The following is a 22,843-nucleotide window of genomic DNA, read 5'->3' as shown; positions in this document are numbered from 1 at the left end:
TACTCCCAGACGTGTAGGGGAAATCCCCGAGAGGGGCTCAGGGCCCCGGGGCCCTTCGGCCCGACGACTCCCCAGAGCGCGGGGGCGCCCGGTCAGGACTCCCTGCTCCACCGCGGGGTGACGAGCGCCGCCTCGTAGGCGATGACGACCAACTGGGCCCGATCGCGCGCCCCCAGCTTCACCATCGCCCTGCTCACGTGTGTCTTGGCCGTGGCGGGGCTGACCACGAGCCGCGCGGCGATCTCCTCGTTGGACAGCCCGCCGCCCACCAGCGCGACCACCTCGCGTTCACGCTCGGTGAGCCCGTTCAGGCGCGTCGACGGTTCGGGAGCGCTTCTGGGACGGCGGGCGTAGTCGGCGATGAGCCGCCGGGTGACTCCCGGCGACAGCAGGGCCTCGCCCCCGTGCACGACCCGCACCGCCTGGAGCAGGTCCGCCGGTTCGGTGTCCTTGACCAGGAACCCGCTCGCCCCCGCCCGCAGCGCGTCGAAGATGTACTCGTCCAGGTCGAACGTGGTGAGGATGACGACCCGCGTGCGGTCCAGGGACCGGTCCGACAGGATGCGCCCGGCCGCCGCCAACCCGTCGACGCCCGGCATGCGGATGTCCATGAGGACGACGTCGGGGCGCTCATCGCGGGTCAGCCGTACCGCCTCCGCGCCGTCGGCGGCCTCGGCGACCACCTGGATGTCCGGTGCGCTGTCCAGGAGCGCGCGGAACCCGGCGCGCACCAAGGCCTGGTCGTCGGCGAGCAGCACCCGGATCAACGTCGCTCCGTTCCGTCAGCGGTCGCGACCTCACCGGAGGCCGCGGTGGGGGGACTCCCACCGCCGTCCAACGGCAGGTGCGCCCGTACCCGGAATCCTCCCCCGTCCAGGGGGCGCGCGTCCACCGTGCCGCCGAGCAGGGCGGCCCGCTCGGCCATACCGGTGATGCCGTTGCCGTGCTCCGGCGGTCCGACGGTGCCGTGCCCGTCGTCGGTGACCTCGATGTCCAGGGACGTGTCGCGGTGGTCGATCCGCACCGTCGCGGAGGCGGCGCCCGAGTGCCGGACCACGTTGGTCAGGGCCTCCTGGACGGTGCGGTAGGCGGCGGTGTCGGTGCCCACGGGCAGGCGTCGGGGCCGTCCCGCCGTCTCCACACGCACCTCGATCCCCGCCCGCCGAGCACCCTCCACCAGCTCTCCGACCCGGTCCAGCCCCCGGACGGGGGAGCGGGGCGCGGCCTCGTCGGCCGAGCGCAGCACGCCGAGCATGCCCCGCAGTTCGGTGAGGGTGTCCTTGCTGGTCGCCTTGATGGTGGCCAGGGCCTCGGCGGCCCGCTCGGGTTCGTTCTCCATGAGGTACAGCGCCGTCCCGGCCTGGACGTTGATCAGGGAGATGTTGTGGGCGACGGTGTCGTGGACGTCACGCGCCAGTCGCAGCCGCTCGTCGGCGGCCCGCCGCAGCAGTTCCTCCTCCCGGGTGCGCGTGGCCTCGGCGGCGCGCTCGGCGTCGGCGCGCTGGTACTCCGCCCGCCAGCGCATCACCTCCGCCGAACACAGCACGACCAGCACCCACGCCACCAGGCCGATCGCCTCCACCCGCACCGTCCCGGTCACCGTGACCTCGTACAGGCTCATCGAGGCGAACTGGCCGATCCCCAGCGTCCATCCGAAGACCCGGTACCCGAGCCGGACCGAGGAGTAGAGCATCACCGCCGCGGCGAACATCACCAACCCGTCGGGGAAGCCCAGCGGGTAGTACAGGCTCGCGACGACCACCGACACGACCGTGCCGACGCACGTGCGGGAGGTCCGCCAGAACAGGGGCGCGCACGCGACCACGATGAGCGCGTACCCCCACGGCCAGGCGTCACGCGAGGCCTCGGTCGCGACCAGCGCGTCCCGTTCCAGCACGAGGGTGCTGAGCAGTGAGAGGACCAGGAGGGCCAGGGCGATCCGGGCGTCGGTGCGGGTGGGGCGCGGGAGTAGTGCTGCCACACCACCGACAGTACGGGCAGGGCGTCGGGGGCGCGCGTCGTCCGGGGGAGGGCTCTCGCGCGCCGCGCGTACTCCCGGGGGAGCACCCCGTCGGTCAGAACACCCCGTCCGGGGGAGCGGGGGAGTCCACCGCGTCGGCGTCCCGCACCGGTGGCCGGCCCGACGCGAACCGGTCGAGGTCCTCACCCTCCACGAGGCGCGCCATCTCGGGGTCGCGGTGCGCGCGGCGGCCCAGGTCGTCGGCGGGCGGCGGCCGGTGCCCCGCCACCAGGACGAGGTTGCCGAACCTGCGACCGCGCAGGACGCCCGGCTCGGCGGTCAGCACCACGTGCGGCAGGGCCGCGCGGGCCGTGGCGACCTGGGCGCGCGCGTGGTCGAGCTTGTGACCGTCACCGATGTTCACCACGAGGAGGCCGCCGGGCCGCAGGACGCGCGCCGCCTCGGTGTAGAACTCCACCGACGTCAACCGCGCCGGGGTGCGCGCGCCCGCGAAGACGTCGCTGACGATCAGGTCCGCGCTGGCGTCGTGCCGGGCGGCGATCCACTCTCGCGCGTCACCGATGCCCACACGCAGCTGCGCGCGCCGGTCCCACGGCAGCCGTCGGCGCACCATCTCCACCAGCGGGGCGTCCACGTCGACCGCGCGCTGCCGCGACCCCGGGCGGGTGTGCGCGACGTAGCGGGCCAGGGTGAGCGCGCCCGCGCCCAGGTGCAGCGCGTCGATCGGCTCCCCCTCGGGCGCCACCAGGTCGGCGGCGTGCGCGATCCGCCGGACGTAGGAGAAGTCCAGGTGGGTGGGGTCGGAGAGGTCCACGTGGGACTGCGGGGTGCCCTCGACCACCAGGAACCAGGAGTCGGGGCGATCGGCGTCGGCGAGCAGCTCGGCGCCGGGCGCCTCCAGCGCCTTTGGCGCCGCGTCCGCCCCGCGCGCACCGCGTCTGCCCATGCCGCCCCGCCCCCGTTCACCGATCCCCCCAGGCTAGGCCATGGCCGGAACGGTCAGGAGGCGTCGATCCGCGCGAACTCCTCGGGGGTCAGCTCCAGGTCGGCGGCGAACGCGCTCCCGCGGATGCTCTCCGGGCGGGAGGCGCCGGGGATCGGGATCACCGTGGGCGACTTCGCCAGCATCCAGGCCAGGCACACCTGGAAGGGGGTCGCGCCCCGGACCGCCCCGACCTCCTCCAGGGCCGGGTGCCGATCCGCCAGCCCGCCGTGCCGGGACCTGCCGCCGAAGGGGCTCCAGGGAAGGAAGGCGATCCCCAACTTGGCGCACAGCTCCAGCTCGGGCTCGCTGGACCGGAAGTCGGGGGAGAACTCGTTCTGCACGGCCGCCAGCCGCCCGCCCAGGACCTCCTGCGCGAGGCGGATCTGCTCCGGGTCGGCGTTGGAGATCCCCACCATCTCGACCTTGCCCTCGTCGAGCAGGTCGGCCAGCGCGCCGACGGAATCGGCGTAGGGGACGGCCGGGTCCGGACGGTGGAACTGGTACAGGCCTATCCGCTCCACGCCGAGCCGCCGCAGCGACTCCTCGCAGGCGCGCCGCAGGTGCTCCGGGCTGCCGTCGAGCCCCCAGCCGCCCTCCGCGTCGCGGGTGTGGCCGCCCTTGGTGGCCACCAGGACGTCCGAGGTGTCCCGGCCGTAGGTGCGCAGCGCCTCGGCGACCAGCAGTTCGTTGTGTCCGGGGTCGGTGGCGTCGCGGTGGTAGGCGTCGGCGGTGTCGATCAGCGTGATCCCCGCGTCCAACGCCGCGTGGACGGTCGCGACCGCGTGTTCCCTGGGCGGACGGCCGCTCAGGGACAGCGGCATCGCGCCGAGCCCGACCGCGCTCACGGTCCGGCCGCCGATCGTCCTGGTGCGCATGGTCCTCTCCTCACATCCTGGCGCGGGCCGCCCACCGCGCTCCCGCGCCGGGTGCCCTACCCATGGTCAGCGCGCACGAACGTGTCCCCACTCCCGCTAGCCTGGGTTTCCGAGAGTCCCCACCGAGCGCCGTCCCGGCGCCAGCAACGAGGAGTGGCCGTGCTACTGCGGATGTCGAACCTGTTCCTGCGCACCCTGCGTGAGGACCCGGCGGACGCCGAGGTGCCGAGCCACAAGCTGCTCGTGCGCGGCGGCTTCGTGCGCCGTGCCGCACCCGGCGTCTACTCGTGGCTGCCCCTGGGCAAGATGGTCCTGGAGAACGTGTCCCGTGTCGTGCGCGAGGAGATGGACGCCATCGGCGCCCAGGAGGTCCTCCTCCCGGCACTGCTCCCCAAGGAGTACTACGAGGCGACCGGCCGCTGGACCGAGTACGGCGACACCCTGTTCCGGCTACAGGACCGCAAGGGCGCCGACTACCTGCTCGGCCCCACCCACGAGGAGCTGTTCACGCTCCTGGTGAAGGGCGAGTACTCCTCCTACAAGGACTTCCCGGTCATCCTCTACCAGATCCAGGAGAAGTTCCGCGACGAGGCCCGGCCCCGCGCGGGCGTGCTGCGCGGCCGTGAGTTCCACATGAAGGACTCCTACTCCTTCGACATCGACGACGAGGGGCTCCAGGCCTCCTACGACGCCCACCGCGCCGCCTACATCCGTATCTTCGACCGCCTCGGGCTGGACTACGTGGTCGTCTCGGCCACCTCCGGCGCCATGGGCGGCTCGGCCTCCGAGGAGTTCCTGGCCGTCGCCCCGACCGGTGAGGACACCTTCGTCCGCAGCACCGACTCCTCCTACGCCGCCAACGTCGAGGCCGTCACGACCCCCGCACCGCCCGCCCGGCCCGTCGAGGGGCTGCCCGAGGCACGCGTCCACCACACGCCGGGCACCGCGACGATCCAGACGCTGGTGGACTTCCTCAACGCCGCCGACCTGGGACGGGACTTCGCTGAGGCCGACACCCTGAAGAACGTCCTGGTCAAGACGCGCGCCCCCGGCTCCGAGGAGTGGGAGCTGCTCGGCATCGGCCTGCCCGGAGACCGCGAGGTCGACCTCAAGCGCCTGGAGGCGTCCCTGGAGCCCGCCGAGGTCGCCCTCCTCGACGAGGCCGACTTCGCCGCCAACCCGTTCCTCGTCAAGGGCTACATCGGCCCGCGCGCGCTGATCGACAACAAGGTCCGGTACCTGGTCGACCCGCGCGTGGTGACGGGCACCTCCTGGGTGACCGGCGCCGACAAGGCCGACCACCACGTGGTGGACCTGGTCGCCGGACGCGACTTCACCCCGGACGGCACGATCGACGTCGCCGAGGTGCGTGACGGCGACCCCTCGCCCGACGGGGAGGGCACGCTGTACACGGCGCGCGGCATCGAGATCGGTCACATCTTCCAGCTCGGCCGCAAGTACACCGACGCCTTCCACGTGGACGCGCTGGGCGCGGACGGCAAGCCCAAGCGGGTCACCATGGGTTCCTACGGCATCGGCGTCTCCCGCGCGGTGGCCTCGATCGTGGAGCAGTCCCACGACGACAAGGGCATCGTGTGGCCGCGTGAGGTCGCCCCGGCCGACGTGCACGTGGTCGGCACGGGCAAGGGCGAGCAGATCGAGGAGGCGCTGCGGATCGGCGGTGAGCTGGAGGCCCGCGGGCTGCGCGTCCTGGTGGACGACCGCAAGGGCGTGTCGCCGGGGGTGAAGTTCACCGACGCCGAGCTGTTGGGCGTCCCCACGGCCGTCATCGTCGGCCGCGGCCTCAAGGACGGGCTCGTCGAGCTGCGCGACCGCGCGACCGGCAATCGCGAGGAGGTCGCGCTGGCCGAGATCGTCGACCGCGCCGAGGCGGCCTGCGGGGCCTGACCCGGTACCGGTGGGGATCGCCGGGGCGCCGGGCGTCGGAACGCCCGGTGCTCCCCCAGCCCCCTGGGGCGCGCGGGGCGGTCAGGCCTCTTCGAAGCCCGGCAGGGAGTCGAGCCCGCCGCCCCACACCAGCGCGCGCACGGTGGCCGCCTGGAGCGCGCGGGCCGCGGTCGAGCGCAGCGCGGGGTCGTCGGCGGCGGTCAACCAGACGTACGCCCTGGCCGTGGTCTCCTCCATCCCCACCGCGTACGCGTCGAGACTCGCCGCGTCCTGGTCCGAGGGCAGCGGGTACGACGACCGGGCGGTCTCGGGCCCGACGCCCAGTTCCACGGCGGCGTCGTGCAGCGTGTCGCGCAGCGCCTTGTGCAGGCGGGAGTACTCCCCGGCCGCGTCGCGGCGCCCCTGGTCCCCGGCGACCCCGCGCAGGTACTCGTACCCGTACACGGCGGCGTGTTCGGCGCCGAGCGCCTCGGCCAGGGCCCCGGGGACGTCCGTCGTCTCGCTCACCTGCGCCCGTCCTCTCGATCCGCTCAGTCCGCCTGGTCCAGAAGGTGCGCGTGCCCGGCCTCGCACGCGCCGATCCCGCTGATCAGCTGTGCCAGCCCCGGGTCGGCGACGGCCAGGGCCCGGTCGACGCGCGCGCTCGCCGCGGCAGCCTCCAGAGCGCGCAGCCCGGCCGTGTCCAGTGCCGCGTCCGGGGCGGGGAGTTCCGCCTCGGGGGTCTCCTCGCCCTCGGTCGCCGAACTCTCCGGCAGGGCGTCCATGAGCGCGTCGACGTGGGACAGGTGGTGCTCCAGGATGCGGTTGAGCAGCTCCTCCGGGCCGGTGCCGTTCGCCAGAGCCGTCTGGTAGCGCGTCACCGTCCGCTCCTTCTCCCGGATCATCGCACGCAGTACGTGCTCCTCGGGGGTCACGTCGGAGGGGTACCACTCGGTGCGGCCGCATCCGGCCAATCCCACGGCCAACGCCACACCCAGTGCCGTACGGCGGCTGACGTCGCTTCGGCCCACGCGGTCTCCTCTCATCGGGCCCCATCTTTCCACGGCCCACGCGCGTTTCGACGCGCCCCGTCCACCGTCGGCGACCTGGAACGTGTCCGGGAGTGGATACCCTTGCAGCACGACCGCCGTCGCGACGCGACGCGCGGGATATGTCGCAGACTACGTACAGAGCTGGACCGCCCCGGTACAGCGGCCACAGGCCGAGTGGGCGGGATTTCGCCGTTGTTGGAGGGGCAGACACGACATGGGAGCGCAGGCGCGTCTCGAGCGCATCGCCGAGCTGCTGGAGCCGGTACTGGCCAAGGCCGGACTGGACCTGGAGGCCGTCGACCTGACACCGGCGGGAAAGCGCCGGGTGCTGCGTGTGGTCGTGGACTCCGACGACGGGGTCGACCTGGACACGGTGGGCGAGGTCTCCCAGGACGTCAACGACGCCCTGGACGCCTCCGACGTCATGGGTGAGCTTCCCTACGTCCTGGAGGTCACCTCTCCCGGCGTGGACCGGCCCCTGACGCAGCCCCGCCACTGGCGCCGCTCCCGCGGCCGACTGGTGAAGGCCACCCTCGCCGAGGGCGGCGAGGTCACCGGCCGTGTCACCGACGCCGACGACCGGGGGGTCACCCTGGACGTCAAGGGTCAGCCCCGGACCTTCGCCCACGCCGAACTGGCCAAGGGCAAGGTACAGGTGGAATTCCGCCGCGACGCCGACGCCGACGCGGCGGACTAGAGGGGGAGCCCCGTGGATATTGACATGAGTGTCCTGCGCAGCCTGGAGCGCGAGAAGGACATCGCGGTCGAGCTGGTCGCCAAGGCCATCGAGGACGCCCTGCTGATCGCCTACCACCGTGAGGAGGGCGCCGACAAGCGCGCCCGCGTCGAGCTGAACCGCTCCACCGGCCACGTGACCGTGTGGGTGGCCGAGCTCGACGAGGAGGGCGAGGTCGTCGGCGAGTACGACGGCACCCCCACCGGGTTCGGTCGGATCGCGACCTCCACCGCCAAGCAGGTCATCCTCCAGCGCCTGCGTGACGCCGAGGACGAGCTCACCCTGGGCGAGTTCGCCGGGCGCGAGCACGACATCGTCTCCGGCATCATCCAGCAGGGCAAGGACCCCAGGAACGTGCTGGTGGACCTCGGCAAGATCGAGGCCATCCTGCCTCCCCAGGAGCAGGTGCCGACGGAGACCTACACCCACGGCGAGCGCCTGCGCGCCTACGTGGTGCAGGTCCGCAAGGGTCACCGCGGCCCCTCGGTCACCCTGTCGCGGACCCACCCGAACCTGGTCCGCAAGCTCTTCGAGCTGGAGGTGCCCGAGATCGCCGACGGCACCGTGGAGATCGCCTCGATCGCCCGTGAGGCCGGGCACCGGACCAAGATGGCCGTCCGCTCCAACCGCGGCGGCGTCAACGCCAAGGGCGCCTGCATCGGCCCGCTCGGCAGCCGTGTCCGCAACGTCATGGCCGAGCTGCACGGAGAGAAGATCGACATCGTCGACTACTCCGACGACCCGGCCGTCTTCGTGGCCAACGCCCTGTCGCCCGCCCGGGTGAACTCGGTGGAGATCCTGGACATGGCGGCCCGGGTCGCGCGTGTCGTCGTGCCCGACTACCAGCAGTCCCTGGCGATCGGCAAGGAGGGGCAGAACGCCCGGTTGGCGGCCCGACTCACCGGATGGCGCATCGACATCCGCTCCGACGCCGAGCCCGCCGACGGGGCCGGGGCGGACGCCGACGGCGCCGCCGCGGGCGAATAATCGGGTCGCGCCCGTGTCCCGACGCGATAAGGTGGGAGAAGGCGGTCTTGACCGACCCGTGCGCACGTGCGTGGGGTGCCGGTCACGGGCAGTCCAGTCCGACCTCGTGCGGCTGGTGGCCGAGGGCACGGCCATCACGCCCGACACCCGGGGTCGACGTCCCGGGCGCGGTGCCTACCTGCACGACGACCGGCGGTGCCTCGAGCTCGCCGTGCGTCGCAGGGTGTGGGCACGCGCCTTCCGGAGCCGCGACGGAGGGGGCTCCACCGGGTGGGACCTCTCACGTGTGGAGGCGTTGATCGGCGCCACCCCGAGTGGCGGATCCGGGGGGTATTCCGGTTAGGGTTGGAATGTCTGAGCCGGCCGACGGTGTTGTAGTAACCGTGGTCGGCGTGCGGTGCTGTGTCGGCACGCAGAACCGGCCCATTGTTGTGTAGCGATGAGGAAGCAGGTCGAGATTGCGATGAGCGCCTGATGAGTACGCAGCGATGAGTAACTCAAGCTAACGACGGTCCGGCACGTGCCCATGTCCCGGACCGAAGCTGAAGGAGAGTAGTGGCGAAGGTCCGGGTGTACGAACTCGCCAAGGAGTTCGGAGTAGAGAGCAAGGCCGTCCTGGCCAAGCTCAACGAGATGGGCGAATTCGTTCGTTCGGCGTCCTCGACGATAGAGGCGCCCGTCGTTCGACGCCTGCAGGAAGCTTTCAACAACGGTTCCGAGGGCGGCAAGAAGAGCGGATCGGCTCCCAAGCCGGGTCCGCGTCCCGCCGCGTCCGAGGGTTCCGCGCGCGCCGCGGCCCCCAAGCCGGGTCCCGCGCCCAAGCCGGGTCCGCGCCCGGCCGCCAAGCCGGGTCCGCAGGGCGAGGCCCCGAAGGAGGCTCCGAAGGAGACCCCGAAGCCGGCCGCCAAGCCGAGTCCGCAGGGCGAGGCCCCGCGTCCCGGCAGCGCGCCCAAGCCCGGCCCGAAGGGTCCCCGCGGCGAGGCTCCGCGCCCCGGCGGCGCGCCCAAGCCCGGCCCGCAGCGTGGCGAGCGCCCGCAGCGCGGTGAGCGTGGTGAACGCGGCGGCCGTCCCGAGGGTGGCCGCGGTCCGCGTCCGGCCGGTCCGCGTCCGGCCGGCCCGCGCCCCGGTAACAACCCGTTCGCGTCCAACGCGTCCGGTATGGGCGCCAAGCCCGCCGCTCCGCGTCCGGGGGGCGGCGCCCCGCGTCCCGGTCCCCGTCCCGGCCCGCGTCCTGGCGGTCCGCAGGGCGGCGGCGACCAGCGCGCCCCCCGTCCCGGTGGTGGCGCTCCGCGTCCGGGTGGCGGCGCTCCGCGTCCCGGTCCCCGTCCCGGCCCGCGTCCTGGCGGTCCGCAGGGCGGCGGCGACCAGCGCGCCCCCCGTCCGGGCGGTGCCGCCGGCGCTCCGCGTCCGGGCGGCGGCGCCCCGCGTCCGGGCCCGCGTCCCGGCGGTCCGCGCCCCAGCCCGATGAACATGCCCGCGTCCCGCCCGACCCCGCCCGGCGGCGGCGGTCGCGGTGGCGGCGGCGGTCGTCCCGGCGGCGGTGGCCGCGGTCGCGGGGGAGCCCCCGCGGGTGCGGGTCCGCGTCCCGGTGGCGGCGGCGGTCGTCCGGGCGGCTTCGGCGGTCGTCCCGGTGGCGGCGGTCGCGGTCGCGGCGGCACGGCGGGTGCCTTCGGGCGTCCCGGCGGTCGTCCCGGGCGTGCCCGCAAGTCCAAGAAGCAGCGGCGTCAGGAGTTCAACGACCTCCAGGCCCCGTCGTTCGGCGGCGTCAAGATCCCGAGCGGCAACGGCCAGGTCATCCGCCTGTCCCGCGGCGCCTCGCTGTCGGACTTCGGTGACAAGATCGACGTCAACCCGGCGTCGCTGGTCCAGGTCATGATGCACCTGGGCGAGATGGTCACCGCGACCCAGTCGCTGCCCGACGAGACCCTTCAGCTGCTCGGTGAGGAGCTGAAGTACACGGTTCAGGTCGTCAGTCCCGAGGACGAGGACCGCGAGCTGCTGGAGTCCTTCTCCATCGAGTTCGGTGAGAACGACGGCACCGACGCCGACCTGCGGCCCCGGCCGCCGGTGGTCACCGTCATGGGTCACGTCGACCACGGTAAGACGAGGCTGCTGGACACGGTCCGCAAGACCAACGTCGTCAGCGGCGAGGCCGGCGGTATCACCCAGCACATCGGTGCCTACCAGGTCTCCACGGTCGTGGACGAAGAGGACCGCAAGATCACCTTCATCGACACCCCCGGTCACGAGGCGTTCACCGCCATGCGTGCCCGTGGTGCGAAGGTCACCGACATCGCGGTGCTGGTCGTGGCCGCCGACGACGGCGTCAAGCCGCAGACGGCCGAGGCCATCGACCACGCCAAGGCGGCCGAGGTGCCGATCGTGGTCGCGGTCAACAAGATCGACGTCGAGGGCGCCGACCCGCAGCGGGTCCGCGCGCAGCTGACCGAGTACGGCCTGGTCGCCGAGGAGTACGGCGGCGACGTCCAGTTCGTCGACATCTCCGCCCTCAAGGGCGAGAACATCGACGCCCTGCTGGAGGCCATCGTCCTGACCTCCGACGCGGCCCTGGACCTCCAGGCCAACCCGGAGATGGACGCCCAGGGTCTGGCCATCGAGGCCTACCTGGACCGCGGCCGCGGTTCCATGGCCACGGTGCTGGTCCAGCGCGGCACGCTGAACGTCGGCGACTCGATCGTGTGCGGTGACGCCTACGGCCGCGTCCGCGCCATGCTCGACGAGCACGGCCAGAACGTGGAGAGCGCCGAGCCGTCCCGTCCGGTGCAGGTGCTGGGGCTCACCAACGTGCCCAGCGCCGGTGACAACTTCCTGGTCGTCAAGGACGACCGGGTGGCACGGCAGATCGCCCAGCAGCGTGAGGCGCGCGAGCGCTTCGCCCAGCAGGCGCGTTCCGCCCGCCGGGTCACCCTCGACACCTGGCAGGACCACCTCAAGGAGGGCGAGCGCTCCGAGCTGCTCCTCCTCATCAAGGGTGACATGTCCGGTTCGGTCGAGGCGCTGGAGGAGTCGCTGCTCAAGATCGACGCCGGCGGCGACGAGGTGAGCATCCGGGTCATCGGGCGCGGTGTCGGCGCGATCACGCAGAACGACATCAACCTGGCGGCCTCCGCGGACGCGATCATCGTCGGCTTCAACGTTCGGCCCGAGGGCAAGAACAGCCAGCTCGCCGACCGCATGGGCGTGGACATCCGGTACTACTCGGTGATCTACCAGGCCATCGACGAGATCGAGGCCGCGGTCAAGGGTCTCCTCAAGCCGGTCTACGAGGAGGTCCAGCTCGGCAGCGCGGAGATCCGCGAGGTCTTCAAGGTGCCGAAGATCGGCAACATCGCCGGTTCGATCGTCCGCGACGGCCTCATCCGCCGCAACGCCAAGGCGCGGCTCATCCGCGACGGTGTCGTCATCTCCGAGAACCTCACCGTGGAGTCGCTGCGTCGGTTCAAGGACGACGCGACCGAGGTCCGCGAGGGCTTCGAGTGCGGTATCGGTGTCGGCTACAACGACATCCGGATCGAGGACGTCATCGAGACCTACGAGATGCAGGAGAAGCCCCGCGACTAGTGCCGCGAAGCTGATCCACGGGGCCCCGGCCGAGCGGCCGGGGCCCCGCCTTTGACGGTTCACACACATCACAGGTGATCATTTGTACGTTGGGGCGCTGACCCTGGACGTCCTTCTCGGTGACGTCCACTCGCTCAAGGAGAAGCGTTCGGTGGTGCGTCCGGTCATCGCCGACCTGCGCCGCAAGTTCCTGGTGGCGGTCTCCGAGGCCGGGGAACACGATCTGTACCGGCGGACGAAGATCGGCGTCGCGGTGGTCGCGCCGAGCGCCGCGCACGTGCGGGAGCTGATGGACGCCTGCGAACGGTTCGTCGCGGCCCGCCCCGAACTGGAGCTGTTGTCCGCCAGGCAGCGGCTCTTCAATGAAGAGGAAGACTGACCATGGTTGACGCCGCACGCGCGCGGAAGATCGCCGACCGCATCCAGCGCGTCGTCGCCGAGATGCTGGACCGGCGGATCAAGGACCCCCGCCTGGGTTTCGTGACGGTGACCGACGCCCGGATCACCGCCGACCTGCGGGACGCCACGGTGTACTACACGGTGTTCGGCACCCCGGAGGAGAAGGCGGGCACGTCGGCCGCTCTGGAGAGCGCCAAGGGCGTGATCCGCAGCGAGGTGGGCCGCCAGACCGGTATCCGGCACACGCCGAGCCTGACCTTCGTCGTCGACGAGGTGCAGGAGAACGCCCAGCACATCGAGGAACTGCTGGCCAAGGCCCGCCAGTCCGACGAGGAGGTGGCCCAGCGGGCCACCGGCGCCCGGCACGCGGGGGAGGCCGACCCGTACAGGGCTCCCCGCCCCGAGGACGAGGACGAGTAGCGTCCCCGAACGCGTGACATCCCGGCGGCGGCGCACGCGCGCCGCCGCCCCCGTTTTCTTCTGAGGAGATCCATGGCCGAGAGCGGTGTCGTGGTCGTCGACAAGCCCGCCGACTGGACCTCGCACGACGTGGTCGCCAAGACGCGCGGACTGGCGCGGACCCGTCGGGTGGGCCACGCGGGCACGCTGGACCCGATGGCGACCGGTGTGCTGGTGCTGGGGATCGAGAAGGGCACCAAGCTCCTGGGCCACCTCACGCTCACGGAGAAGACCTACGAGGCGACCATCCGCCTGGGTCTGACGACCAACACCGACGACGCCGAGGGCGAGCCCGGGGTCCGGGCGGACGCCGCCGGTGTGGACGACGACGCCGTGCGCGGGGCCGCCGCGCGGTTGACCGGCCGGATCCAGCAGGTTCCGCCGCAGGTCAGCGCGATCAAGGTGGACGGCAAGCGGGCGTACAAGTCAGCCCGCGAGGGCAAGGAGGTCGCGCTCAAGGCGCGGGAGGTGACGGTCGCGGAGTTCACGGTGTCCGACATCCGCCGGGTGGCCGACGGGGAGGGGACCTTCGTGGACGTGGACGCCACGGTCACCTGCACCAGCGGCACCTACATCCGGTCGCTGGCCCGCGACATGGGCGCGGACCTGGGCGTGGGCGGCCATCTGACCGCGCTGCGCCGTACCCGGGTGGGGCCCTACGACCTGTCCGCGGCGCGCACCCTGGACCAGTTGGCGCAGGAGTTCACGCAGGTCCCGCTGGACCGGGCGGTGGCGGCGGCGTTCCCGGTGCGCACGCTCACCGAGGAGGAGACCAAGCGGATCCGCCACGGCAACCGGATCGACCCGAGTTCGCTGGGGTCGGGTCCGGTGGGGCTGTTCGCGCCGGACGGGCGGGTGGTCGCGCTGGGGGAGAACCGGCGCGACCACATGAAGCCGGTGGTGGTCTTCGACCCGGCGTGATTCTTTCTTGGCGTGAATCATGTACATGAAGCTCTGCTCTTGGCTAGAATCATGTACATGATGACGATGCCGCTGGCCGAGGTCAGAAACAACCTGTCCAAGATCGTCGATGACGTCGAGAGAACCCATGACTCGGTCACCATCACGCGTAACGGGAAGCCGTCGGCCGTGGTGATCTCTGTGGACGACTACGAGTCGCTCTTGGAAACATTCGCCCTGCTTGAAAGCTCTGAGGAACAGGAACGCCTGCGTGAGGCCGAGGAGTCAATCGAAGCGGGCGACGTGACGACCGCTGAGGAGATGGTCGAACTCCTGCGTGAGCGAGCAGAGCGCGAGGACAAGCGTGAGTGATCGATACAACCTCGTCCTGGCGCGTCCTGCCCGTCGGGCACTGATGGAGGAACTCCCGATGAAGATCGCTTCAGCTGTGTGGGAGTTGGCGAACGGAGACCTTCGAACAGCGCCACGGAAGGTGGGCAAGCCGCTCCGAACCCCGTTCAGCGGGCAATGGGTGGCACGCCGCTCCACGTACCGTGTGCGCTACCGAATCGACGAGGCGGCGCACACGATCATCGTGCTCGATGTTCAGGGCAGGGCGGATGCCTATCGTTACTCGGGGAGGCGCTGATCCCCCAGGGGCTCAGCAGGGGTTGCCGTCGGGCCTTGTACTGTGATTCCTTGCTCATCATGGGCCCGACGGATGATGTCAAGGACCGCTTGAATCTGATCCGCACTCACCGGGCCGTTCTCCGCTTCCAAAGCAGCGACCAGTTCGGTGAGGCGGGCTTGCGCGAGTTTGTTTTTGGCGGCGGTCGTAACATCATCCGCCAGTTCTTCGGGCCTTGCCTTGTCCACGTTACGTAACGTAGCGGTGGCAGTCTCGCGATGGGTGTGTTTCCACAGAAGTCAGCTCGAAGGAGCCGCTTCTGTCAGGAACCCGCCGAGGACCTCGGTCAGCTCCTCCGGGCGCTCGACCGACGGCAGGTGGCCCGCGTCCGGCAGCTCCACCAGGCGCGCGCCCGGGACGCCCGCCGCGTAGAGGTCGGACACCTCCCGGATCTCGGGAACGTCGCACCCGCCCCTGACCACCAGGGTCGGCACACCGATCTCCGCCAGGCGGCCCTCGGCGGGCGGCTCCGGTGAGCGCATCGTGGTCGGCGGCCCGCTCCACATCCGGTGGAAGGTCGTCCGGTACAGCTCCAGGATCCGCTCCCACACCGGCGCGGGCAGATCCTCCGGACCCCGCCGCGGGCCGAGCGCGACGAACCGCGCCTGGGCCTGCGCCATCGCCGCCACGTCCGCCGGATCGGGGTCGGCGTGCCCCTCCCGGTACCGTGCCAGGCGCTCCTTGGGAACGGCTCCGGCCATCGCCCGCCCCGCGGCCTCGGTGAAGCTCCCCGGCCACTCCCGACCGGTCATCCCGGCGCAGACCAACGCCAGGCCGGTGACCCGCTCCGGTGCGACCAGCGCCGCGTCGACCGCGTGCCCGCCGCCCATCGACGCGCCCACCAGGGCGGCCCGCCCGATGCCCAGCGCGTCCATCAGGGCCAGCAGGTCCTCGTAGTGGGCGACCGGCCCCCCGGTGTCGTCCGACTCGCCGTACCCGCGCCAGTCGTAGCGCACCACGCGGTGGCGCCGCGCCAGCGCCTCGAACTGGTGGTCCCACATGCTCCGATCCCCGACCGCGGCGTGCACGAGGACGACCGGGGACCCCGTCCCCTTCTCCTCGTAGCCCAGACTCGTCCGACCGATGGTGATTCTCGCCATGCGGTGAACCTACGGGACCCCCGACGCCGCGCCAACCCGCTTCTGCCACGGGCAGAGGGGACTTCGGAGCGCCCGGGCGTGCACGGAGCTGGGGCCGACATGGCACCCTTGTTCCCAGGGGACCGCGCGCCCACGGAGCATCGCGCGGTCGTACGGCACAGGCGCGGAAAGGGAGTCCTCAGGTGGGGCGATGGGTTGGGTTGGGAGACGTTCCCCCGGGGTGGGGCCGGTCCGTGGTGGCGATGGGCGTCTTCGACGGCGTGCACCGCGGCCACCAGGCGGTCATCGCGACCGCGGCGCGTCGGGCGCACGCGCTCGAACTCCCCGTGGTCGTCGTCACGTTCGACCCGCATCCCCAGGCAGTCCTGCGCGGTAGCACGCCGTCGGTGCTCACGCCGATGGACCGGCGGGTGGAGCTGCTGGAACAGCACGGAGCCGACGCCGTCTGCGTCCTGCCGTTCACCGAGGAGCTCTCCGCCCTGAGCGCGGAGGAGTTCGTCCAGACCGTCCTGGTCGACCACCTGCACGCCGCGGCCGTGGTCGTGGGCGAGGACTTCCGGTTCGGGCACCGCGCGGCCGGGAACGTGGCCGTGCTGTCCGAACTCGGCAACAAGCACGACTTCACCGCCGACGGGGTGAGTCTGGTGACCGACGGCGCCACCGTCACCTCCACGCGCGTGCGCGCCCTGCTCGACGAGGGCGCCGTCGCCAGCGCGGCCGGGCTGCTCGGCCGCCCGCACCGGGTGGAGGGCTGGGTCGTCCACGGCGCCGCGCGCGGGCGCGAACTGCTCGGCTTCCCCACCGCCAACATGAATCTCACTCCGCACGCGGCGGTCCCCGGTGACGGCGTGTACGCGGGCTGGCTCAGCCACACGTCCCCGTCCGAGGGGCGGGAGTCGCGGTGGCCCGCGGCGATCTCGGTGGGTACCAACCCCACGTTCGACGGCGCGGAGCGGACCGTGGAGGCCTACGCCCTGGACCGCGACGACCTGGAGCTCTACGGCGCCCACATGGCCGTGGAGTTCGCCGAGCACATCCGCGGCCAGGAGCGCTTCGACAGCATCGACGAGCTGATCGTGGCCATGCGGCGCGACGTGGACCGTTGCCGCGACGTCCTGTCCGAGTGAGCTGAGCGGCCACCCGCCCTCCCCCGCGAAGGGGCTTTCACCTCGCCGTTTGCGGTAGGCTGGGTGGCGTCCACGTGTGCCCCGCGGCCGGTCCTCCTTCCGGGGGCCCGAATCCGGGATCGAGGCGCGCCCACGCCCGTGGCGGGGCCCGCGCCCATCGCACGCGACGGTGACTGTTCGTACGCGCGGTCACCGCGTCTGACCCCGGCCGCTCGGCCGGGCCCTTCCCGCGTACCGACAACGAAGAAACGGAGCGCTGTGTCGATCGACGCCGCCACCAAGGAAAAGATCATCGCCGAGTACGCCACCTCCGAGGGCGACACCGGCTCCCCTGAGGTCCAGGTCGCGCTGCTCACGCACCGCATCACCGAGCTGACCGAGCACCTCAAGGACCACAAGCACGACCACCACAGCCGTCGTGGCCTGCTCCTGATGGTCGGCCGCCGCCGCCGTCTGCTCAAGTACATCGCCAAGCAGGACATCACCCGCTACCGCTCGCTGATCGAGCGTCTGGGTCTGCGCCGCTAGGTGGCTCGCGGGAGTGGCTTCGGCCGCTCCCGCTTTGTTAGTAAGGTGTGACACGCGCGCCGGTTGACGCCGCCGCGTGTGGATACCACAAGTTCACAGAGGTACACCCGCGATCCTTCCCTCGGCCGCAGAGTCGAGGCCGGTCCTCGGTAGTGGTCTCCGGACGCCCCACGTCGGGCTCCGTGGACTTCGATCGATGACCGGCCGTCATCAACTCCGGGGCACGGACGCGGGACGAGACATCAGCGCACCCCGGGCACGGACCCGCCGGGTGCGCCCCGAGAACGTGTAGTAGGAGGTCGCCCATGGAGGGCGTGTACTCGGCCGAAGCCGTGATCGACAACGGTCGCTTCGGCACCCGAACCATCCGCTTCGAGACCGGCCGGCTGGCTCAGCAGGCCGCCGGTTCGGCGACGGTGTACCTGGACGACGAGACCATGGTCCTGTCCGCCACCACCGCCTCGAAGCGTCCCAAGGACAACCTCGACTTCTTCCCGCTGACGGTGGACGTCGAGGAGCGCATGTACGCCGCGGGCCGCATCCCCGGCTCCTTCTTCCGGCGCGAGGGCCGTCCCTCCGAGGACGCCATCCTCACCTGCCGCCTGATCGACCGGCCGCTGCGCCCGTCGTTCAAGAAGGGCCTGCGCAACGAGATCCAGATCGTCGAGACGATCCTGGCCCTGCACCCGGACCACCTGTACGACGTCGTCGCCATCAACGCGGCCTCGATGTCCACGCAGATCTCCGGCATCCCGTTCTCCGGCCCGATCGGCGGCGTGCGCGTCGCCCTGATCGAGGGCCAGTGGGTCGGCTTCCCCACCCACTCCGAGTTGGAGAACGCCACCTTCGACATGGTCGTCGCCGGGCGCGTCCTGGAGGACGGCGACGTCGCGATCATGATGGTCGAGGCGGAGTCCACCACCCGCACCCTGAAGCTGGTCGCCGAGGGCGCCGTCGGCCCGAACGAGCAGACGGTCGCCGAGGGCCTGGAGGCCGCCAAGCCCTTCATCAAGGTCCTGTGCCGCGCCCAGGCCGCCGTGGCCGAGCAGACCAGCCGCGAGGTCGCCGAGTTCCCGGTCTTCCTGGACTACGAGGACGACGCCTACGAGGCCGTCGACTCCGCCGTCCGTGAGGACCTGGCCAAGGCGCTGACCATCGCGGACAAGCAGGAGCGCGAAGCCGAGCTGGACCGCGTCAAGGCCGTCGCCGTCGAGAAGGTCGGCGAGGCCTTCGAGGGGCGCGAGAAGGAGGTCGGCGCCGCCTTCCGCTCCCTGTCCAAGCAGCTCATGCGTGAGCGCGTGCTGCGGGACAAGGTCCGTATCGACGGCCGCGGCCCCAAGGACATCCGTTCGCTGAGCGCCGAGGTCGGCATCCTGCCGCGGGTGCACGGCTCGGCCCTCTTCGAGCGCGGCGAGACCCAGATCCTGGGTGTGACCACGCTCAACATGTTGCGCATGGAGCAGACGGTTGACACGCTCAACCCGGAGAAGACCAAGCGCTACATGCACAACTACAACTTCCCGCCCTACTCCACCGGTGAGACCGGCCGGGTGGGCTCGCCCAAGCGGCGCGAGATCGGTCACGGCGCGCTCGCCGAGCGGGCCCTGCTCCCGGTCCTGCCCTCCCGCGAGGAGTTCCCGTACGCCATCCGGCAGGTGTCCGAGGCGCTGGGCTCCAACGGCTCCACCTCGATGGGTTCGGTCTGCGCCTCCACCATGTCCCTGATGGCGGCCGGTGTGCCCCTCCGGGAGATGGTGTCCGGCATCGCCATGGGTCTGATCAGCGAGGGCGACGAGTTCGTCACGCTGACCGACATCCTCGGCGCCGAGGACGCGTTCGGCGACATGGACTTCAAGGTCGCCGGCACCCGTGAGCTCATCACGGCGCTCCAGCTCGACACCAAGCTCGACGGCATCCCCGCCGAGCAGCTCGCGCTGGCGCTCCAGCAGGCGCGCGGCGCCCGTCTGGCCATCCTCGACGTCATGCAGGAGGCCATCGAGCGTCCGGCCGAGATGAGCCCGAACGCTCCGCGCATCCTCACCGTCAAGGTCCCGGTGGAGAAGATCGGCGAGGTCATCGGCCCCAAGGGCAAGATGATCAACTCGATCCAGGACGACACCGGCGCCGAGATCACCATCGAGGACGACGGCACGATCTACATCGGCGCCACCGACGGCCCGTCCGCCGAGGCCGCCCGGGACACGATCAACCAGATCGCCAACCCGACCATGCCCGAGGTCGGGGACCGCTACCTGGGCACCGTCGTCAAGACGACCACGTTCGGCGCGTTCGTGTCGCTGCTGCCCGGCAAGGACGGCCTGCTGCACATCTCACAGATCCGCAAGCTGCACGGCGGCAAGCGGATCGAGAACCTCGACGACGTGATCAGCATCGGCGAGAAGATCCAGGTCGAGATCCGCGAGATCGACGACCGCGGCAAGCTGTCGCTGGTCCCGGTCGAGGTGGTCGAGGCCGAGTCCGCCCCGGCGGCCGAGGAGCCCGCCGCCGAGTCCGGTGACGACAAGCCCGCCGAGAAGGGCGGGGACGCGCCGCGCCGCCGGCGCCGCCGTTCCTCCAGCCGTTCCGAGAACACCTGATCGGCCGGATCTGATCGGAGAAGTCAGCTGATGGGGGCGGTCGCACCGGTGGTGTGGCCGCCCCCGCCGCCTATACTCCGCCGGACCGGTGGGGCGCGCACCGCACACGGACCGATCCAGCGCACCAACGACGCGAAGAAGAAGGTTTCATGAGCTCTGTCCCCATCGCCGCCGAGCAGGAGCCGGGCACCACCGTCACGCTGCTGGAGCCCGAACGCGGGTCCGGTCTCGTGCGGCGTACCGTGCTGCCCGGCGGCCTGCGGGTGGTCACCGAGGACGTCCCCGGGGGGAGGTCCGCCGCCTTCGGGATCTCCGCGACCACGGGTTCGCGCGACGAGGACGCGGCGCACGCGGGCTCGGCGCACTTCCTGGAGCACCTGCTGTTCAAGGGGACCCGGACGCGTTCGGCGATGGAGATCTCCGCGCTCCTCGACGGTGTGGGCGCCGACCACAACGCCTACACCACCAAGGAGCACACCTGCTACTACGCCAAGGTGCTCGACCGGGACCTGCCGCTGGCCATCGACGTGGTCGGTGACATGGTCGCCAACTCGGTACTCGACGAGGGCGAGGTGGAGACCGAGCGCGGCGTGATCCTGGAGGAGATCGCCATGTACGAGGACGAGCCCGCCGACCTGGTGGACGACGTCTTCGCCGCGCACTTCTTCGGGGACAGCCCGCTGGGGCGGCCGATCCTCGGCACGATCGACACCATCCGCGCTCTGCCCCGCGAGCGGATCCTCGAACAGTACGGGTCCGCCTACGTGCCCGGCGAGCTGGTGGTGACCGCGGCCGGCAGCCTCGACCACGACGAGGTGGTGGCCCGGGTCCGCGAGATGTTCGCCGACAAGCTCGCCGCCGCCGGGGACGCCCGACCGGCACGCCCGCGCCTGGCGGGCGGCCCGGTGCAGACGTTCGGCGGCACGGTGGTGGAGCCGCGCGAGACCGAGCAGGCCCACATCATCCTGGGATCGGAGGGCCTGCCGCGCACCGACTCCCGCTGGCACGCGGTCCGGCTGCTCAGCGCCGCCCTCGGCGGCGGCATGTCCTCCCGCCTGTTCCAGGAGGTGCGGGAGAAGCGCGGCCTGGCCTACGCCGTGCACGCCTACCACATGGGCTACGCCGACACCGGGACGTTCCAGATCTACGCGGGCTGCCTGCCGGAGAAGGCCGACGAGGTCATCGGCGTGTGCCGGGACGAGCTGGCGAAGGTGGCCGCGGCCGGGATCACCGCCGAGGAGCTCACCCGGGCCAAGGGGCAGATCCAGGGCACGTGGGTGCTGGGCAACGAGGGCACCAACGCCCGGATGGGGCGGCTGCTCGGACACGAGCTCAACCACCCCCGTCACCTGTCGATCGACGAGGATCTGGCGCTGTTCGACGCCGTGACCGAGCAGGACGTGGCCGAGGCCGCCGCCGAACTGCTCGCGCGTCCGCGCGCGCTGGCGGTCATCGGTCCCTACGACAAGGACCGCGAGTTCTAGAGGCGCGTGTTCTGGTCCTCCGCCGCGCTTCGGCCCGCCCGCCGCCCTCCACCGCCCGAGGGGCCGTTTCGCGGCGGGGCGGGCAGCCTCAACGGACGCCTACGGCTCGGCCCCGTCCGTAGGAACCCCGGCGGCGCCCGGACCAGCCCGGGGTGTCCTTCCACGGACCGCGGAAGGACACCTCGGGAACCGCCCCGCTCGGCAGCCGGTCAGCCGGTGAACCCGCGCAGCAGGTCCTCCCGGGCCCGGGAGACCCGTGAGCGGATGGTCCCCACGGGAACCCCGGCGATCCGCGCCGCCTCGGCGTAGGTCAGGCCCTCGACCTGCGTGAGTACGAACGCCTGCCGCCGTTCGGGAGTGAGCCCGTTCAACAGGTCGAGCAGGGCCAGGTGCTCGTCGAAGCGGGTGAACCGCACGGACAACCGGTCCCAGTCGTTGAGGCTGACACACCTTGGCCGGGCCGCCTCGCTGCGGTAGCCGTCGGCGACGGTGTTGCGGGCGATCGCCAGCAGCCACGACCGCACGGGCGCCCGACCGGCGAACCGGGGCAGACTGCGCAGTGCCCGCAGGTAGGTCTCCTGGGTGAGTTCCTCGACCCGGCCGGCGGGCACCCGGCGGGCGATGTGCCGGATCACGGTGGGCCTGGTCCTGCGGACGAGGATGTCGAGGGCGGCGGCGGATCCGTCGCGCGCGGCGAAGGCCAGGCGCTCCAGTTCGCCGTCCGGAGGGGTGGTCTCGACAGGCATGGGGGGCTCTCTCCTGGTTCTGGACGCGTTCGGCCGGCCCGGTGGCGGACTGCGCCGACCAGGGGCGAAGCGCGTGGGACGGGAGCGGAGGCGTCTGCCCGAACCGGGACCCGCGGGCGCCCGGGGCCGCGCCGGTGCGGCGGCGCTCGTGGGCGGTACGCGGGACGGGCCTCAGCAGAACGCCGGAGGACCCCTCAGCACCAGGCTGTGCCGCAGGTAGAGCACGGTCTCCCGGCCGCGCGGGGGCGCCGCCGACCCCGTCGTCCGCGGTCGGGGCGGCGAAGGAGACACCGTGGCCAGCGCCAGGAGCGGCAGCAGCGCGACGGCGACCAGACGCAGGTAGGCGAAGAGTGCGGCCTCGCCCTGGCGCAGCCACCAGGCGCACACCGCGCCGGCGGCCGCGTGGACGGCCAGCATGCCGCCGCTGCCGGAGGCGGCCGCCAGCGCCTCGTCGTAGGAGCCGTGGTGGCCTCCCGCGGACTGCGCGGTCGTGTACACGAGGTGGAGCGCCGACTGGGACCAGGCCATCCAGCCGGCGATCGCGCCCAGTCCCCGTTCCCGGCCGGTCACGGCCCAGGCCACCGCGTAGACCAGGGCCGATCCGACGATCAGGCCGCCCAGGGGGACACCGTGCCCGGACGAGAGGGAGTGACCGCCCACCGACACCGAAGCGCACACCGAGGTGAAGACCCCGGCGCGTACCGTGCGCAGCGGTGGGCGCTCCGTCATG

24 protein-coding genes are annotated in these 22,843 nt (G+C 71.9%); 14 read left to right on the top strand and 10 right to left on the bottom strand.

Annotation, left to right across the window (positions count from 1 at the left end; genetic code table 11):
• Positions 1–92: 92 nt before the first annotated feature.
• The 4 genes from KIK06_RS16035 to KIK06_RS16020 form a co-directional block, all read right to left on the bottom strand.
• Complete coding sequence (locus KIK06_RS16035; protein ID WP_268643819.1) at positions 93–767, bottom strand: response regulator; 675 nt, start codon at positions 765–767, stop codon at positions 93–95.
• A complete protein-coding gene (locus tag KIK06_RS16030; protein WP_268643818.1) occupies positions 764–1,981 on the bottom strand; it encodes a sensor histidine kinase in 1,218 nt (405 codons plus the stop codon). Before KIK06_RS16030 ends, KIK06_RS16035 begins: the two co-directional genes overlap by 4 nt.
• Before the next feature lie 94 nt (positions 1,982–2,075).
• Complete coding sequence (locus KIK06_RS16025; RefSeq protein ID WP_268643817.1) at positions 2,076–2,927, bottom strand: spermidine synthase; 852 nt, start codon at positions 2,925–2,927, stop codon at positions 2,076–2,078.
• 53 nt (positions 2,928–2,980) lie between these two features.
• The gene (locus KIK06_RS16020; RefSeq protein ID WP_268643815.1) at positions 2,981–3,841 is read right to left on the bottom strand and encodes an aldo/keto reductase; all 861 of its coding nucleotides are present in this window, start codon (positions 3,839–3,841) and stop codon (positions 2,981–2,983) included.
• Positions 3,842–4,012: 171 nt separating this feature from the next.
• Between KIK06_RS16020 and KIK06_RS16015 the strand changes: the two genes are divergently transcribed.
• Positions 4,013–5,749 carry a proline--tRNA ligase gene (locus KIK06_RS16015; RefSeq protein ID WP_026127760.1) on the top strand — a complete coding sequence of 579 codons (1,737 nt, stop codon included), beginning with the start codon at positions 4,013–4,015 and terminating at the stop codon, positions 5,747–5,749.
• Positions 5,750–5,830: 81 nt separating this feature from the next.
• Here the strand turns inward: KIK06_RS16015 and KIK06_RS16010 are convergent, their stop codons facing one another.
• Entirely contained in the window at positions 5,831–6,256 is a 426-nt protein-coding gene (locus KIK06_RS16010) for a ferritin-like domain-containing protein (protein WP_268643814.1), read from the bottom strand.
• A 23-nt stretch (positions 6,257–6,279) separates the two neighbouring features.
• Positions 6,280–6,759, bottom strand: coding sequence for a ferritin-like domain-containing protein (locus KIK06_RS16005; RefSeq protein WP_017599456.1), 480 nt, complete (start codon positions 6,757–6,759; stop codon positions 6,280–6,282).
• Between the two features lie 235 nt (positions 6,760–6,994).
• Between KIK06_RS16005 and rimP the strand changes: the two genes are divergently transcribed.
• The 9 genes from rimP to KIK06_RS15960 all read left to right on the top strand — a co-directional run bounded on the left by rimP (position 6,995) and on the right by KIK06_RS15960 (position 14,492).
• Complete coding sequence (gene rimP / locus KIK06_RS16000) at positions 6,995–7,477, top strand: ribosome maturation factor RimP (protein WP_017599455.1); 483 nt, start codon at positions 6,995–6,997, stop codon at positions 7,475–7,477.
• Between the two features lie 24 nt (positions 7,478–7,501).
• The gene (nusA, locus tag KIK06_RS15995) at positions 7,502–8,503 is read left to right on the top strand and encodes a transcription termination factor NusA (RefSeq protein WP_017599454.1); all 1,002 of its coding nucleotides are present in this window, start codon (positions 7,502–7,504) and stop codon (positions 8,501–8,503) included.
• A gap of 13 nt (positions 8,504–8,516) precedes the next feature.
• Entirely contained in the window at positions 8,517–8,846 is a 330-nt protein-coding gene (locus KIK06_RS15990; protein ID WP_040689826.1) for a YlxR family protein, read from the top strand.
• A 212-nt stretch (positions 8,847–9,058) separates the two neighbouring features.
• Positions 9,059–12,085 carry a translation initiation factor IF-2 gene (gene infB, locus KIK06_RS15985; protein ID WP_268643812.1) on the top strand — a complete coding sequence of 1,009 codons (3,027 nt, stop codon included), beginning with the start codon at positions 9,059–9,061 and terminating at the stop codon, positions 12,083–12,085.
• Positions 12,086–12,167: 82 nt separating this feature from the next.
• The gene (locus tag KIK06_RS15980) at positions 12,168–12,464 is read left to right on the top strand and encodes a DUF503 domain-containing protein (RefSeq protein WP_017599450.1); all 297 of its coding nucleotides are present in this window, start codon (positions 12,168–12,170) and stop codon (positions 12,462–12,464) included.
• A 2-nt stretch (positions 12,465–12,466) separates the two neighbouring features.
• Positions 12,467–12,904, top strand: coding sequence for a 30S ribosome-binding factor RbfA (rbfA, locus tag KIK06_RS15975; protein ID WP_017599449.1), 438 nt, complete (start codon positions 12,467–12,469; stop codon positions 12,902–12,904).
• Positions 12,905–12,976: 72 nt separating this feature from the next.
• A complete protein-coding gene (truB, locus tag KIK06_RS15970) occupies positions 12,977–13,864 on the top strand; it encodes a tRNA pseudouridine(55) synthase TruB (protein WP_017599448.1) in 888 nt (295 codons plus the stop codon).
• A gap of 57 nt (positions 13,865–13,921) precedes the next feature.
• Positions 13,922–14,215 carry a type II toxin-antitoxin system Phd/YefM family antitoxin gene (locus tag KIK06_RS15965; RefSeq protein WP_268643810.1) on the top strand — a complete coding sequence of 98 codons (294 nt, stop codon included), beginning with the start codon at positions 13,922–13,924 and terminating at the stop codon, positions 14,213–14,215.
• A 43-nt stretch (positions 14,216–14,258) separates the two neighbouring features.
• Positions 14,259–14,492 (top strand): type II toxin-antitoxin system RelE family toxin, encoded by a 234-nt coding sequence (locus KIK06_RS15960; RefSeq protein WP_327084686.1) that lies wholly within the window; start codon positions 14,259–14,261, stop codon positions 14,490–14,492.
• Here the strand turns inward: KIK06_RS15960 and KIK06_RS15955 are convergent.
• Together KIK06_RS15955 and KIK06_RS15950 are read right to left on the bottom strand one after the other, a co-directional pair.
• Entirely contained in the window at positions 14,474–14,719 is a 246-nt protein-coding gene (locus KIK06_RS15955) for a hypothetical protein (protein ID WP_268643809.1), read from the bottom strand. The two genes, KIK06_RS15960 and KIK06_RS15955, sit on opposite strands and share 19 nt — an antisense overlap.
• 51 nt (positions 14,720–14,770) lie before the next feature.
• Positions 14,771–15,631 (bottom strand): alpha/beta fold hydrolase, encoded by an 861-nt coding sequence (locus tag KIK06_RS15950; RefSeq protein ID WP_268643808.1) that lies wholly within the window; start codon positions 15,629–15,631, stop codon positions 14,771–14,773.
• A gap of 182 nt (positions 15,632–15,813) precedes the next feature.
• Between KIK06_RS15950 and KIK06_RS15945 the strand changes: the two genes are divergently transcribed.
• From KIK06_RS15945 to KIK06_RS15930, 4 genes are all read left to right on the top strand, one after another.
• On the top strand, positions 15,814–16,758 hold the full coding sequence (locus KIK06_RS15945; RefSeq protein WP_026127759.1) for a bifunctional riboflavin kinase/FAD synthetase: 945 nt from the start codon (positions 15,814–15,816) through the stop codon (positions 16,756–16,758).
• Between the two features lie 258 nt (positions 16,759–17,016).
• Positions 17,017–17,286 carry a 30S ribosomal protein S15 gene (rpsO, locus tag KIK06_RS15940; protein ID WP_268643806.1) on the top strand — a complete coding sequence of 90 codons (270 nt, stop codon included), beginning with the start codon at positions 17,017–17,019 and terminating at the stop codon, positions 17,284–17,286.
• 305 nt (positions 17,287–17,591) lie between these two features.
• A complete protein-coding gene (locus KIK06_RS15935; RefSeq protein WP_268643805.1) occupies positions 17,592–19,883 on the top strand; it encodes a polyribonucleotide nucleotidyltransferase in 2,292 nt (763 codons plus the stop codon).
• A 149-nt stretch (positions 19,884–20,032) separates the two neighbouring features.
• Positions 20,033–21,367, top strand: a complete 1,335-nt coding sequence (locus KIK06_RS15930; RefSeq protein ID WP_017599441.1) for a M16 family metallopeptidase — start codon at positions 20,033–20,035, stop codon at positions 21,365–21,367.
• Between the two features lie 209 nt (positions 21,368–21,576).
• On the opposite strand, the gene KIK06_RS15925 is transcribed toward KIK06_RS15930, so the two are convergent.
• Both KIK06_RS15925 and KIK06_RS15920 read right to left on the bottom strand, forming a co-directional pair.
• On the bottom strand, positions 21,577–22,113 hold the full coding sequence (locus KIK06_RS15925) for a sigma-70 family RNA polymerase sigma factor (protein WP_017599440.1): 537 nt from the start codon (positions 22,111–22,113) through the stop codon (positions 21,577–21,579).
• A gap of 171 nt (positions 22,114–22,284) precedes the next feature.
• The gene (locus KIK06_RS15920) at positions 22,285–22,842 is read right to left on the bottom strand and encodes a hypothetical protein (protein WP_268643804.1); all 558 of its coding nucleotides are present in this window, start codon (positions 22,840–22,842) and stop codon (positions 22,285–22,287) included.
• Position 22,843 lies beyond the last annotated feature (1 nt).

It is taken from the genome of Nocardiopsis sp. EMB25 (assembly GCF_026797795.1).
GTDB classification, from domain to species: domain Bacteria; phylum Actinomycetota; class Actinomycetes; order Streptosporangiales; family Streptosporangiaceae; genus Nocardiopsis; species Nocardiopsis lucentensis.
Note: the sequence above shows the minus strand (reverse complement) of the source record. Positions and strands in the feature narration are given on the sequence as shown.

Coding starts and splice junctions, on each gene's coding strand:
- KIK06_RS16025 (WP_268643817.1), bottom strand. CDS start 2,927: ATGGGCAGACGCGGTGCGCGCGGGGCGGACGCGGCGCCAAAGGCGCTG.
- KIK06_RS16020 (WP_268643815.1), bottom strand. CDS start 3,841: ATGCGCACCAGGACGATCGGCGGCCGGACCGTGAGCGCGGTCGGGCTC.
- KIK06_RS16015 (WP_026127760.1), top strand. CDS start 4,013: ATGTCGAACCTGTTCCTGCGCACCCTGCGTGAGGACCCGGCGGACGCC.
- rimP (WP_017599455.1), top strand. CDS start 6,995: ATGGGAGCGCAGGCGCGTCTCGAGCGCATCGCCGAGCTGCTGGAGCCG.
- nusA (WP_017599454.1), top strand. CDS start 7,502: ATGAGTGTCCTGCGCAGCCTGGAGCGCGAGAAGGACATCGCGGTCGAG.
- rbfA (WP_017599449.1), top strand. CDS start 12,467: ATGGTTGACGCCGCACGCGCGCGGAAGATCGCCGACCGCATCCAGCGC.
- truB (WP_017599448.1), top strand. CDS start 12,977: ATGGCCGAGAGCGGTGTCGTGGTCGTCGACAAGCCCGCCGACTGGACC.
- KIK06_RS15965 (WP_268643810.1), top strand. CDS start 13,922: ATGATGACGATGCCGCTGGCCGAGGTCAGAAACAACCTGTCCAAGATC.
- KIK06_RS15960 (WP_327084686.1), top strand. CDS start 14,259: ATGGAGGAACTCCCGATGAAGATCGCTTCAGCTGTGTGGGAGTTGGCG.
- KIK06_RS15950 (WP_268643808.1), bottom strand. CDS start 15,631: ATGGCGAGAATCACCATCGGTCGGACGAGTCTGGGCTACGAGGAGAAG.
- KIK06_RS15935 (WP_268643805.1), top strand. CDS start 17,592: ATGGAGGGCGTGTACTCGGCCGAAGCCGTGATCGACAACGGTCGCTTC.
- KIK06_RS15930 (WP_017599441.1), top strand. CDS start 20,033: ATGAGCTCTGTCCCCATCGCCGCCGAGCAGGAGCCGGGCACCACCGTC.
- KIK06_RS15925 (WP_017599440.1), bottom strand. CDS start 22,113: ATGCCTGTCGAGACCACCCCTCCGGACGGCGAACTGGAGCGCCTGGCC.
- KIK06_RS15920 (WP_268643804.1), bottom strand. CDS start 22,842: ATGACGGAGCGCCCACCGCTGCGCACGGTACGCGCCGGGGTCTTCACC.